Origin of the sequence: Streptomyces sp. 8K308, from assembly GCF_004348315.1 — a bacterium.
Taxonomy (GTDB): Bacteria; Actinomycetota; Actinomycetes; order Streptomycetales; family Streptomycetaceae; genus Streptomyces.
Genome location: NZ_SMKC01000208.1, coordinates 1 through 12318, shown reverse-complemented (window position 1 = coordinate 12318; position 12318 = coordinate 1). Strand labels below are relative to the sequence as shown.

The following is a 12318-nucleotide window of genomic DNA, read 5'->3' as shown; positions in this document are numbered from 1 at the left end:
GCCCTGGAGGCACGCTGATGGAGTTCCTGCGTCCGGCCGGCTGGCAGGAGGCGCTGGCCGTCAAGGCGGCCCACCCCGACGCCGTGCCGCTGGCCGGCGGCACCGACCTGATGGTCGAGATCAACTTCGACCGACGCCGGCCCGGCCGGCTGCTCGACCTCTCCCTGATCCCCGAGCTCCGCGACCACGAGGTGGGTCCCGACACCGTGCGGCTCGGCGCCGCCGTCCCCTACCGCACCGTCATCGAGCGGCTGCGCGGCCCGCTGCCGGCGCTGGCGCTCGCCGCCCACACCGTCGGCTCCCCGCAGATCCGCAACCGCGGCAGCGTCGGCGGCAACCTCGGCACCGCGTCCCCGGCCGGCGACTCCCACCCCGCGCTGCTGGCCGCCGGCGCCCGCGTCGAGGTGGCCTCGGTGCGCGGCAGCCGGCTGATCCCGGTCGACGAGTTCTACACCGGGCCCAAGCGCAACGCGCTCGCCCCCGACGAGCTGATCCGCGCCGTGCACGTGGACACGGCGCACGGCCCGCAGCAGTTCGCCAAGGTCGGACCGCGCAACGCCATGGTCATCGCCGTCTGCGCCTTCGCCCTCGCGCTGCACCCGAACACCCGCACCGTCCGCACCGGCATCGGCTCGGCCGCCCCGACCCCGGTCCGGGCCAGGGCGGCCGAGGAGTTCCTGACCGGCGTGCTCGCCGAGGGTGGCCACTGGGAGAGCGGCCGTCCCGTGGCGCCGGCCGCCGCCCGGCGGTTCGCCGAGCTCGCGGCCGCCGCCTGCGCCCCGATCGACGACGTGCGCGGCTCGGCCGACTACCGCCGGCACGCCATCGCGGTGCTGGCCCGCCGCACCCTGCACTGGACCTGGGCCGAGCACCGCGGCCACCGACACGAAGCAGCGGAACACCAAGCAGCGGAACACCAAGCAGCGGAACACCAAGCAGCGGAAGGGGCCGCCTGATGCGCGTCCGACTCACCGTCAACGGCCATCCCCGCACGGCCGACGACGTCTGGCCAGGCGAGAGCCTGCTCTACGTGCTGCGCGAGCGGCTCGGCCTACCGGGCGCCAAGAACGCCTGTGAGCAGGGCGAGTGCGGCTCCTGCACCGTCCGCCTCGACGGCGACCTGGTCTGCGCCTGCCTGGTCGCCGCCGGCCAGGCCGACGGGGCCAGCGTGGAGACCGTCGAGGGCCTGCGGCGCGGCGACGAACTGTCCCCGCTCCAGCGGGCGTTCCACGAGACCGGCGCCGTCCAGTGCGGCTTCTGCACCCCGGGGCTGCTGATGGCCGCCGGCGAGCTGCTCGAACGCCTGCCGAGGCCGTCGGACGCCGACATCCGCGAGGCGCTCTCCGGAAACCTCTGCCGCTGCACCGGCTACGAGAAGATCCTCGACGCGGTCCGGCTGGCGGCCGCCCGCACCGCCACCGTGCCCGCGGCGGAGCCCTCATGAGCCGGGAGACCAGGACGGTCCGGCCGCCCAGGCAGGCGCTCGGCGGCGAGAGCCCGGGCGGCGTGGGGGAGTCGGTGGAGCGCCCCGACGGGGTGCTGAAGGTCACCGGCGAGTTCGCCTACTCGTCCGACCTGTGGCACGAGGACATGCTGTGGGGCCACACCCTGCGCAGCCCGCACGCCCACGCCAGGATCCTCGCCGTCGACGTCGCCGAGGCGCTCGCGGTGCCCGGCGTGCACTGCGTGCTCACCCACGCCGACCTGCCCGCCACCACCCACTACGGCCTGGAGATCCAGGACCAGCCGGTGCTCGCGAAGGACGTGGTCCGCTACGAGGGCGAGCCCGTCGCCCTGGTCGCCGCCGACCACCCCGAGACCGCCCGCCGCGCCGCCGCCCTGATCCGCGTCGACTACCGCGAACTCCCCGTCGTGCACGACGAGGCCAGTGCCACCGCGCCCGACGCGCCCCTGCTGCACCCCGACCGCACCGACCGGCACGCCGCCCACGTCGCGCACCCCAACATCGTGCACCGGCAGCCCGTGATCCACGGCGACGTGGCCGCCGCCGCGCCCGCCGCGGACGTGGTGGTCACCGGCGAGTACGAGGTCGGCATGCAGGACCAGGCGTTCCTCGGCCCCGAGTCGGGCCTCGCCGTCCCCGCCGAGGACGGCGGCGTCGACCTGCACATCGCCACCCAGTGGCTGCACGTCGACCACCGGCAGCTCGCGCCCGTGCTCGGCCTGCCGCCCGAGAAGGTCCGGCTCACCCTCGCCGGCGTCGGCGGCGCCTTCGGCGCCCGTGAGGACCTGTCCATGCAGGCCCACGCCTGCCTGCTCGCGCTGCGCACCGGCCGCCCCGTCAAGATCGTCTACAACCGGCACGAGTCGTTCTTCGGCCACGTCCACCGGCACCCCGCCAAGCTCTCCTACGAGCACGGCGCGACCCGCGACGGCCGGCTGGTGTACGTCCGGGCCCGCATCGTGCTGGACGGCGGCGCCTACGCCTCGTCCTCGCCCGCCGTCGTCGGCAACGCGGCCTCCCTAGGCCTCGGCCCCTACGAGGTGCCCCACGCGCACGTCGAGGCCATCGCGCTCTACACCAACAACCCGCCGTGCGGCGCGATGCGCGGCTTCGGCGCCGTCCAGGCCTGCTTCGCCTACGAGGCCCAGATGGACAGGCTCGCCGCCGCACTCGACATCGACCCCGTCGAGCTGCGGCGGCGCAACGCCATGAGCCAGGGCTCCACCATGCCCACCGGACAGGTCGTCGACTCCCCGGCCCCGGTCGCCGAGCTGCTGCGCCTCGTGCGGGAGCGCCCGCTGCCGCCCGAGCGGCAGTGGGAGACCGCCGACGCGGCGACGGGGGCGACAGGCGTCGACGTCCGCGCGCTGCCCGGCGGCCTGTCCAACGCCGGCCACGGCGAGGGCGTGGTGCGCGGCGTCGGCTACGCCGTCGGCATCAAGAACGTCGGCTTCTCCGAGGGCTTCGACGACTACTCGACGGCCAGGGTCAGGCTGGAGGCGATCGCGGGCGAGCCGGTGGCCACCGTGCACACCGCGATGGCCGAGGTCGGCCAGGGCGGCGTCACGGTGCACGCGCAGATCGCCCGCACCGAGTTGGGCGTCACCCGGGTGACGATCCTGCCCGCCGACACCAGCGTCGGCTCCGCCGGCTCCACCTCGGCCTCTCGGCAGACCTACATGACCGGCGGCGCGGTCCGTAACGCCTGCCTCGCCGTCCGCGCCGAGCTGCTGCGCCGGGGCAGGGAGCGACACGGCTGGCCGGAGGTCGGGCCCCGGCTCGAGGGCGGCAAGGTGGTCGCGGCCGACGGCTCGGTGCTCGCCTCGCTCGTCGACGTGCTGGGCGAGACGGCCATCGACCTGGAGCTGGAGTTCCGGCACCGGCCGACCGAGCCGTTCGACCTGGTCACCGGGCAGGGCTTCGGACACGTCCAGTACTCGTTCTGCGCGCACCGCGCCGTGGTCGAGGTGGACACCGAGCTCGGCCTGGTCAAGGTGGTCGAGCTGGCCGCCGCCCAGGACGTCGGCAGGGCCATCAACCCGCGGGCCGTCGAGGGCCAGATCCACGGCGGCTCGGCCCAGGGCCTCGGGCTCGCCGTGCTGGAGGAGATCGTGGTCGGCGCCGACGGCCGGATCCGCAACCCCTCCTTCACGGACTACCTCATCCCCACCATCCTCGACATGCCGAGCATGCCGCTCGACGTCCTGGAACTTGCCGACGAGCACGCCCCCTACGGGCTGCGCGGCATCGGAGAGGCCCCCACCCTCTCCGCAACCCCGGCCATCGTCGCCGCCGTCCGGCAGGCCACCGGGCGCGCCCTGTGCCGCGTCCCGATCCGCCCGGAACACCTGGTCGAACCGGGGAACGCCGACCCGGGGAACGCCGACCCGGGGAACGCCGACCCGGGGAACGAGGGGGCGGCCTGATGCTGGAGCTCGCCGGGACGCTGCGGGACTGGTGCCTGGACGGCCGGGAGTTCGCCGTCGCCACCGTCGTCTCGGTCAGCGGCAGCGCCCCCCGCGCCCCCGGCGCCGCGCTGGCCGTGGCCGCCGACGGCACCGCCGTGGGCAGTGTGTCGGGCGGCTGCGTGGAGGGCGCCGTCTACGAGCTGTGCCGCGAGGCCCTCGCCGACGGCGAGCCCCGGCGCGTCCGCTTCGGCTACGCGGCCGACGACGCGTTCGCCGTCGGCCTCACCTGCGGCGGCGCCGTCGAGGTGCTGGTCACCCCGGTCGGCCGGGCCACCCCCGCCAGGGCCACGCTGGCCGCCGCGCTCGCCGCCTCCGCCGGCGGCGAACCGCTCGCCCTGGCCAGAATCGTCGACGGGCCGCCGGAACTCCTCGGCGGCGCCCTGCTGGTGCGGCCCGGTGGCGCACACGTCGGCACGCTCGGCGGCCGGCCAGAGCTCGACCGCACCGCCGCCGCCGAGGCCGCCGCGCTGCTCGACGCCGGCCGCACCGGGCTCGTCGACCTGGCCGACGAGGGCGGCCGCTGCGGCCGGCCCGTCACCCTGCTCGTCGAGGCGAGCCTGCCGCCGCCGCGCATGCTGGTCTACGGGGCCGTCGACTTCGCCGCCGCGCTGGCCGGCGCCGGCGCGTTCCTCGGCTACCGGGTCACGGTCTGCGACGCAAGGCCGGTCTTCGCCACCCCGGCGCGGTTCCCCGCCGCCCACGACGTTGTGGTGGACTGGCCGCACCGCCACCTGGACGCCCAGCACGGGACGTTGGACGGCCGCACCGCCGTCTGCGTGCTCACCCACGAGGCCAAGTTCGATATCCCGCTGCTCACCAGGGCGCTGGCGCTGCCCGTCGGCTACGTCGGCGCGCTCGGCTCCCGCCGCACCCACGCCGACCGGCTGCGCCGGCTGCGCGCCGCCGGTGTGCCCGAGCGGCAGCTCGCCCGGCTGCGCTCGCCGATCGGGCTCGACCTCGGCGCCAGGACCCCGGAGGAGACCGCGCTCTCGATCGCCGCCGAGATCGTCGCGCTCCGCCGCGGCGGCTCGGGCGTTCCGCTCACCGGCAGCGGCCTGCCCATCCACCACGACACCCTGGCCGGCGCCGCAGCCTGAGCGGGCGGGCGCCGGCTCACTCCGCGCGCGCCTCGGCCAACCTCCGGTCGGCCCACGGCTCCCGGTAGCCGGGGATGACGTCGCCCGCCTCCTCCGGGTTGAGCAGCGCGGCGTGCAGCACGCCCTCGCTCCCGGTGTTCAGGTGCTGCGACCGGTACGACACCACCGCCGTCGACACCAGGTCCTCCACCATCCGCCGCGACGGCTTCGCCGAGGCGTGCCCCATCACCTCGCCGAACCGCTCGAAGTCGAACCACCATGACTGGTCCTCGCGCCCCTTGTAGACCCGGAACAGGTCGGCCAGCGACTCGGGCATCCGCACCGTGTCGCGGCCGTACGCGGTCAGCACGCCGTCCGCGAACGCCTCGGTCACCGCCGTCAGCCGGCCCTGGTCGCCCGGTTCGAGGCCGAGCTCGTCGCGCCGCTCGAGCAGCCAGCCGAGCCGGGTGAACGCCTTGCCGCCACCCACCTCCTCGTAGAACGCGTCCAGGTAGCCGTACTCCTCCGGGGTCACGCCCCAGCCGTCGCAGGAGGTCCTGGCGCGCTCGACGATCGCCCGCAGCTGCTCCAGGTTGCGCAGCATGAACTCCGGGTCCACGCCCTCGGGATTCTCCCTGGCCCGCCAGAGCTCCGCCCGGACGCCCTGGGCGACGTAGCGCGCGTTCTCCGGGGTGAGCCACAGGTCGAGCGCGCCGTCCGTCACGTCGTAGCCCTGGTCGAGGAGTTCGCCGGCGCGGGCGAAGAGCCGCAGCCGGTAGGAGCCGATGGCGTCGGAGATCCGTTCCCCGATGGCCCGCGCGTCGTCCACCGCCGCCTGCTTGTGGAACTCCACGATCCGCTCCGGGAGATCGTCGGGCACGCACAGCTCCGCGTCCCGCGACTGCTCCCACTGGCGCCTGGCCTCGGCGATGTGACGCCGCGTCGTCGCGTAGAGCCCGTCCTCGTCGTGCAGGCAGCTCCGCACCGCGGCACGGGTGTCCACGGCGTCCGCCATCGAGAGCCGCAGGTTGTCCACCACCTCGGACAGGCCCTCGCCCCGGCCCGCGAGCCCGCGTCCGGTCTCCTCGAGGCGTTCCTCCGCCTCGACGAAGGACACGCCGTCCCGCGCCCCCGAGTCGGCCGCCAACCGGTCGGAGAGCTTCGCGAGTTCGCCCGCCCCCCGGGCCTCGCCCGCGGCCCTGGCGTAGACCAGCGCGGTCTCGCCCATGTCCTCGGGGTCGATCTCGCGGAGGAAGGACTCGCCGCTGTCCCAGGGGTTCGACCCCGCCCCCTCGTCGAGTGACCGCCTGACATCCTCGACGGTGAAGCCCTCGTAACGCATCCTCACCCCGTGCGTCTCTCCAGGACGTCGCAGGCCACCGCGTCGGTCGGCCGGCGGCCGCGCCGCGCGCGGCGGCTCACGGTAACAGGAGCGAAGCCGCGAACGCCCGGGAGTTGAGGGACTTCTGAGGTCCCGTGCGGCGCCGCGGCCCGGGGCGGTGCCCGACGAGCGGTCAGCGGGCCCGGCCTACCGGTCCGGAGGCCGTCGGCCGTCCGCGCCGGTCCTGAGCAGCTCCTCGGCCGGGTCGTTCACCGGCTGCGGGGTGCCCGTCAGGTCCAGCACGAAAAGCGGCAGCCGCAACTCGTCGGCGCGCGCCCGCGCCGCCCGGTCGTAGCCGGCGAGCGAGAACGCGACCGGGACCGCCGACTCGGCGAGGCCGTGCAGCCAGAGCGTCTCCAGCGGGCGGAGCCCGGTCGGCAGCGTGGTCGGGTCGACCAGGCCCACCACGCCGAAGCCGCGCAGGGCCACGCCGGCGGCCGCGCGTGGCACCGTGGCCCGCACCTCGGGGAAGCCGAGCCAGCGCAGGAAGTGCGCGGCGCCGGCCGCCGCGTCGGGGGCCGTCCTGATCGTCAATGGCTCGAACCGTGGCCGCCCGTCGTGCTCGCGACGCGGCGCCGTGGGAATCTCGTCAACCTGGGTCAGGCGCACCGTCACCCCACAGGGGCAGTCGAACTGCGGCTGCGGCCACTGCCCGGAACGGCCACAGGCGCCGCAGTCCACCTCAGTCCACGAACCCGCCCAGGACCGGTGGCGCACCGGCACGGCCGCGGCCGCCCCGGCGTGCACGGGCGCCACGCTGACCGGCGCGCCACAGGCGCACGGGAACTCGGGCGGCACATAGGCGTGCTCGCGGTGGCACGCCGGGCAGCGCACTGGCACGGATTTCGCCATCTATCGCTCCGGGGGCGGAACTTCTCGGCACAATTCTCTCAGTGTCCCGGACGCGACGGTGATCCGGCAGACCTCGTACGCGAGATGGCCACCGGTCATCGCGAGGTTGACCGGAAACGACGTGTTGGCGGGGGTTTGTTCATGGGAATGTGACACACGATCTCGCACTCCGTATGGCGCGATGCGCGGACAGTGATATTTACTGGGCCTGTCCGCACCGCCGACAGGCGGGCGCGGTGTCGTCGAGGTCGACGGGCAGGGAGGGGCCGAGTGGCGGCAGGAGAGACCGAGGCTGCCAGCGGGGCGCACAGAGCCCCCGCCCAGCCTCACCCGGACCTGATCCGGGACGACCCCGTCGGCTGGGCGAGCGCCCACGCCGGCGGTACCGATCCACGTGTCGGCGCCCTGCGCGTCGCGATCGAGCGGCTGCGCCGCGATCTCAACGGCTATTCCGCGGCGTTGGCCGACCGCGGGAGCGCCGAGCACCACCTCGCGCTGCTGAGCGCGGCCGCGAGCGACCCGGCGCCCGAGGCCGTCGCCCTGCGCAACGCCCTGCTGATGATCGCCGGCGCCGTGGGTTCGGTCAGCGCGCTGGCGCCCGCCGTGGTGCAGCTGCGGCAGGCCGTCGAGCTGTTCGGCCCGCCGCACGGCGTGGGGCAGGACTTCCCGACCGGGGTGTCGTACGGCCCCTACGGCGGCGCGCTGCCGCGCCCGGTCGACTGGCCGGCCGGCCACTGACCACTCGCTCCGCGGTTGTCCTGGCGGCTCGGGCGAGGTCCGCCGCGTGGGCGCGACCGGCCACGACGGCGCCGCGGACGGGAGACGGCCCGTCGCGGCGCTTCCAGCGGAGCGGTTAGGTTGGCGGCGTGCGACTGAGACTCGAGTTCACGACCGAGCCGTTCGACCTGGACGAGCCGCCCCCGCACGCCCTGGCCGCCCGCGAGGTGGTGTCGGGCGCCGGGCTCGACGCCGTCGACGTCGGCCCCTTCGGCAACACCGTGGAGGGCTCGGCCGAGACCGTGCTCGCCACCGTGGACGCCGTGCTGCGCCGGGCGCTCGCCGTGGGCGCCACCAGGATCTCGCTCCAGGTCAACGCGCTCGCGGAGGGCCCCTCCGGCGAGGCGGCCACAGGAGAAGGGGTCATATGAGCGGGCCGGCCGAACCCCCGGCCGCAGGCGAGGCGTTCCTCGCCGCCGTCCGGCCGCTGGTGGACGCCATCGGCGGCGAGCTGGTGGAGCCGGAGCACGCCGGCGAGGAGGACGTGCTGCTCTCCTGGGCCGGCGCCCCCGTCGCGGCCGTGCGGCTGCCGCTGCTCTCCGCGTCCCTCGAGCACATGCTCGGCGATCTCGAGCGCCGCCACGGCCGCCCGCTCGCCGAGCTCGACCGGTCGACCAAGCAGCAGGTGGTGCGCAACCTGGAGTCGCGTGGCGCGTTCGCCATGCGGCACGGCGTCGAGACCGTGGCCAGCGCCCTCGGGGTGTCCCGCTTCACCGTCTACAACTACCTCAACCGTTCAACAAACTGTTGACGTCGCCGGGCGCTGCGGCTTAGCTGTCCCCCATGACGTCACCAACGGCGCCAGGGCTCGCCTGGCTCAACGGCGCCGACGAGCGCGCGGCGCGCGAGGCGTTGCGCCGCGTGTGCGCCTCGCGCGCCTGGGTCGAGGCGCTGCTCGCCGGCCGCCCCCACCCCGACCGGGACGCCCTGTTCGCCGCCAACGACCGCGCGGTCGCCGGCCTCTCCGCCGTCGACCTGGCCGAGGCCCTGGCCGGCCATCCGCCCATCGGGCGCCCGAAGCCGGGCGACCCCGACTCAGCGCGCGAGCAGCGCGGCATGGCCGAGGCGTCGGACCAGCTCAGGGCCGAGATGGTCGAGCTCAACCTCGCCTACCAGGAGCGCTTCGGGCACGTCTTCCTGATCTGCGCCACCGGCCTCGACGCCGAGCGGATGCGCGCCGCGCTGCGCGCCCGGCTGCACAACCCGCCGGAGACGGAGGCCGAGATCGCCCGCGCCGAGCTCGGCAAGATCAACGCCGTCCGGCTGCGCCGGCTCGCCGAGGCCACCACCACCGTCTCCACCCACGTGCTGGACACCGCGGCCGGCCGCCCGGCCGCCGGCGTCCCCGTTCAACTCGCCGTCCGCGCCGCCCCCGACGGCGCCTGGGCCGTGCACGCCGCCGCCACCACCGACGCCGACGGCCGCTGCGCCGCCCTGCCCCCGCTGCCCGGGGGCGCCCGCCAGGCGCGGCTCACCTTCGCCGTCGCCGCCCACCGGGAGCCGGACCCGGCCTTCTTCCCCGAGGTCGCCACCGTCTTCGCCGTCGAGCCGGGCCAGCACTACCACGTGCCACTGCTGCTCAGCCCGTTCGGCTACTCCGTCTACCGAGGAAGCTGAAGGAGGCCACGCCCGTGACCACGGCGATCAGACTCGGCCAGAACCAGTACGGCAAGGCGGAGACCCGGGTGGTCCGCGTCACCAGGGACGGCGCCACCCACCACGTCCGCGACCTCAACGTCTCCGTCGCGCTCTCCGGCGACATGGACGCGGTGCACCGTTCGGGGGACAACGCCGCCGTCCTCACCACCGACACCACCAAGAACACCGTCTTCGCCTTCGCCCGCGAGCACGGCATCGCCTCGCCAGAGGCCTTCGGCCTGCTGCTCGCCCGGCACTTCGTCGGCAGCCAGCCCACCATCCACCGGGCCAGGATCCGGATCGAGGAGTACGCCTGGGAGCGCGTGCCCACCCCGGGCGAGGCCGCGCACTCCTTCGTCCGCGCCGGCGGCGGCACCCGCACCGCCCAGGTCACCTTCGACGGCCGGCACGCCGAGATGCTCAGCGGCCTGGCGGGCGTCACCGTCCTCAACACCACGGGCTCCGAGTTCCACGGCTACCTCAGGGACCGCTACACCACGCTGCCCGAGACCACCGACCGCGTCCTGGCCACCGACATCACCGCCGTCTGGCGCCACGCCCACGACGGCACCGAGCGCGCCGGCGCGGCCCCCGACTGGGACGCCGCGCACGCCGCCGCCCGCGGTCACATCCTGGAGGCCTTCGCCACCACCTACTCGTACTCGCTCCAGCAGACGCTCTTCGCCATGGGCTCCCGGGTCATCGAGGGGCTGCCCGGCGTCGACGAGATCCGGCTCTCGCTGCCCAACAAGCACCACTTCCTGGTCGACCTCGAACCCTTCGGCCTGGCCAACGAGGGCCCAGACGGCGCCGTCTACTTCGCGGCCGACCGCCCCTACGGCCTGATCGAGGCCACCGTGCTGCGGGACGGCGCGGAGCAGCGCATCCCCGTCGACCTGACCGCCCCGTAGCCAGGAGGCCCGGCATGACCCCCGCCAGGACCGTCATCGAGAACTGCGCCATCGCCACCGTCGACGAGCGGGACACCGAGCACGAGCGCGGCCACCTGGTCATCGCGGGCAACCGGATCGAGTCCGTGGGGCCAGGCCCGGCCCCTGCCGAACTGGCCGGGGTCGTCCGGGTGATCGACGCCACCGGGCACCTCGCCACCCCGGGTCTGGTCAACACCCACCACCACTTCTACCAGTGGCTCACCAGGGGCCTGGCGCAGGACGCCAACCTCTTCGACTGGCTGGTCGCCCTCTACCCGATCTGGGCCAGGATCGACGAGGACATGGTGCGCGCGGCCGCCCGCGCCTCGCTCGCCATGATGGTCCGCGGCGGCGTCACCACGGCGATGGACCACCACTACGTCTTCCCCGAGGGCACGGGCGACCTCCTCGGCGCCGAGATCGGCGCCGCCCGCGAGTTGGGCGTCCGGTTCACCGCGGCCCGCGGCTCCATGGACCGGGGCGTCTCGGCGGGCGGACTGCCGCCCGACTTCGCCGTCGAGACCACCGAGGCCGCGCTGCGCGCCACCGAGGCCGCCGTCCGCGAGCACCACGACCCGGCCGAGGACGCGATGCTGCGGATCGTCGTCGCGCCCTGCTCGCCGTTCTCGGTCTCCACCGAGCTGATGCGGGAATCGGCGGCGCTGGCCCGCCGGTTGGGGGTGCGGCTGCACACCCACGGCTCGGAGACGGTGGAGGAGGAGCGGTTCTGCCACGAGCTGTTCGGCGTCGGCCCCACCGAGTACTTCGAGTCCACCGGCTGGCTCGGCCCCGATGTCTGGATGGCGCACTGCGTGCACATGACCGACGCCGACATCGCAGCCTTCGCCCGCACCGGCACCGGCGTCGCCCACTGCCCGTCCTCCAACGCCCGCCTCGCCGCCGGCATCGCGCGCGTCCCCGACCTGCTGGCCGCCGGCGTCCCGGTCGGCCTCGGCGTGGACGGCACCGCCTCCAACGAGAGCGGCGAGCTGCACACCGAGCTGCGCAACGCGCTGCTGGTCAGCCGCCTCGGGCCGCACCGCGAGCGCGCCCTCACCGCCCGCCAGGCGCTGCGCCTCGGCACCTACGGTGGCGCCCAGGTGTTGGGCAGGGCGGGCGAGTTGGGGGCGCTGACTCCGGGCCGGCTGGCCGACGTGGTGCTGTGGCGGCTCGACGGGCTCGGCCACTCCACCATCGCCGACCCGGTCGCGGCCCTGGTCTTCGGCCCGCCGGCGCCCGTCACGCTGGCGCTGGTGAACGGTGTGCCCGTGGTCGAGGACGGCCGGCTGCTCACCGCCGACGAGCGGACCATCGCCCGCGAGGCCGCCATCCAGGCCCGCCGCCTCGCCAGGATCGCCGCGGACGCATAGGCCCTGTCGCCGTCATACACGGCACCTCGCCGCGTGGGGCGCCTTGAGCGAAGCGAATGGGGGCACCCCCCACCCAGGCCGCCAGGCATGGGGGAGCAAGGCCTGATCCGAAAAGATCGACAGGACAGGACCCAACCGGCACAGCGCCCGGGGCCGCCGCAGCCCTGCTCGGTCAGACGTTCTACTGTGTGCGGCAACAGTTGTACGAGTGCCTGGAGTTGCCATGTCACGTCCGGCTGACTGGTCTCCAGTCGACATGGAATCGGATCCGACCCCGGGCGACCCGGACGAGGTCCGCACGCTGGCCGACCAGCTGCAGACGTTCGCGGACGACGTGGGCGAGGCGTTGGGCCGGGTGC

The 12318-nt window shown here is 75.0% G+C and carries 12 protein-coding genes; 10 read left to right on the top strand and 2 right to left on the bottom strand.

Going from position 1 to position 12318, the window contains the following annotated elements:
• Window positions 1-17 precede the first annotated feature (17 nt).
• From E1265_RS24295 to E1265_RS24280, 4 genes are read left to right on the top strand one after another with little or no spacing between them, the layout of a single operon-like run.
• Window positions 18-956 carry an FAD binding domain-containing protein gene (locus tag E1265_RS24295; RefSeq protein WP_132933130.1) on the top strand — a complete coding sequence of 313 codons (939 nt, stop codon included), beginning with the start codon at window positions 18-20 and terminating at the stop codon, window positions 954-956.
• On the top strand, window positions 956-1444 hold the full coding sequence (locus E1265_RS24290) for a (2Fe-2S)-binding protein (protein WP_132933129.1): 489 nt from the start codon (window positions 956-958) through the stop codon (window positions 1442-1444). The genes E1265_RS24295 and E1265_RS24290 overlap by 1 nt, the downstream gene beginning before the upstream one ends.
• Window positions 1441-3891, top strand: a complete 2451-nt coding sequence (gene pucD / locus E1265_RS24285; RefSeq protein ID WP_132933128.1) for a xanthine dehydrogenase subunit D — start codon at window positions 1441-1443, stop codon at window positions 3889-3891. Before E1265_RS24290 ends, pucD begins: the two co-directional genes overlap by 4 nt.
• Entirely contained in the window at window positions 3891-5030 is a 1140-nt protein-coding gene (locus E1265_RS24280) for an XdhC/CoxI family protein (RefSeq protein WP_132933127.1), read from the top strand. Before pucD ends, E1265_RS24280 begins: the two co-directional genes overlap by 1 nt.
• A gap of 16 nt (window positions 5031-5046) precedes the next feature.
• Here E1265_RS24280 and E1265_RS24275 read toward each other — a convergent pair whose 3' ends face one another.
• Window positions 5047-6351: a hypothetical protein gene (locus E1265_RS24275; RefSeq protein ID WP_132933126.1), complete on the bottom strand. Its 1305-nt coding sequence runs from the start codon at window positions 6349-6351 to the stop codon at window positions 5047-5049.
• A gap of 186 nt (window positions 6352-6537) precedes the next feature.
• Entirely contained in the window at window positions 6538-7242 is a 705-nt protein-coding gene (locus E1265_RS24270) for a hypothetical protein (protein ID WP_132933125.1), read from the bottom strand.
• Window positions 7243-7512: 270 nt separating this feature from the next.
• Here E1265_RS24270 and E1265_RS24265 point away from each other — a divergent pair, with 270 nt between their 5' ends.
• The 6 genes from E1265_RS24265 to E1265_RS24240 all read left to right on the top strand — a co-directional run bounded on the left by E1265_RS24265 (window position 7513) and on the right by E1265_RS24240 (window position 11959).
• On the top strand, window positions 7513-7980 hold the full coding sequence (locus E1265_RS24265; protein ID WP_347877240.1) for a DUF5955 family protein: 468 nt from the start codon (window positions 7513-7515) through the stop codon (window positions 7978-7980).
• A 128-nt stretch (window positions 7981-8108) separates the two neighbouring features.
• Window positions 8109-8390 carry a hypothetical protein gene (locus tag E1265_RS24260; protein ID WP_132933124.1) on the top strand — a complete coding sequence of 94 codons (282 nt, stop codon included), beginning with the start codon at window positions 8109-8111 and terminating at the stop codon, window positions 8388-8390.
• On the top strand, window positions 8387-8770 hold the full coding sequence (locus tag E1265_RS24255) for a helix-turn-helix domain-containing protein (RefSeq protein ID WP_132933123.1): 384 nt from the start codon (window positions 8387-8389) through the stop codon (window positions 8768-8770). The genes E1265_RS24260 and E1265_RS24255 overlap by 4 nt, the downstream gene beginning before the upstream one ends.
• Before the next feature lie 32 nt (window positions 8771-8802).
• Window positions 8803-9636, top strand: coding sequence for a 2-oxo-4-hydroxy-4-carboxy-5-ureidoimidazoline decarboxylase (gene uraD / locus E1265_RS24250; RefSeq protein ID WP_132933122.1), 834 nt, complete (start codon window positions 8803-8805; stop codon window positions 9634-9636).
• 14 nt (window positions 9637-9650) lie between these two features.
• Window positions 9651-10568 (top strand): factor-independent urate hydroxylase, encoded by a 918-nt coding sequence (pucL, locus tag E1265_RS24245; protein WP_243741075.1) that lies wholly within the window; start codon window positions 9651-9653, stop codon window positions 10566-10568.
• Window positions 10569-10582: 14 nt separating this feature from the next.
• A complete protein-coding gene (locus tag E1265_RS24240; protein ID WP_132933121.1) occupies window positions 10583-11959 on the top strand; it encodes an 8-oxoguanine deaminase in 1377 nt (458 codons plus the stop codon).
• Window positions 11960-12318: the final 359 nt, after the last annotated feature.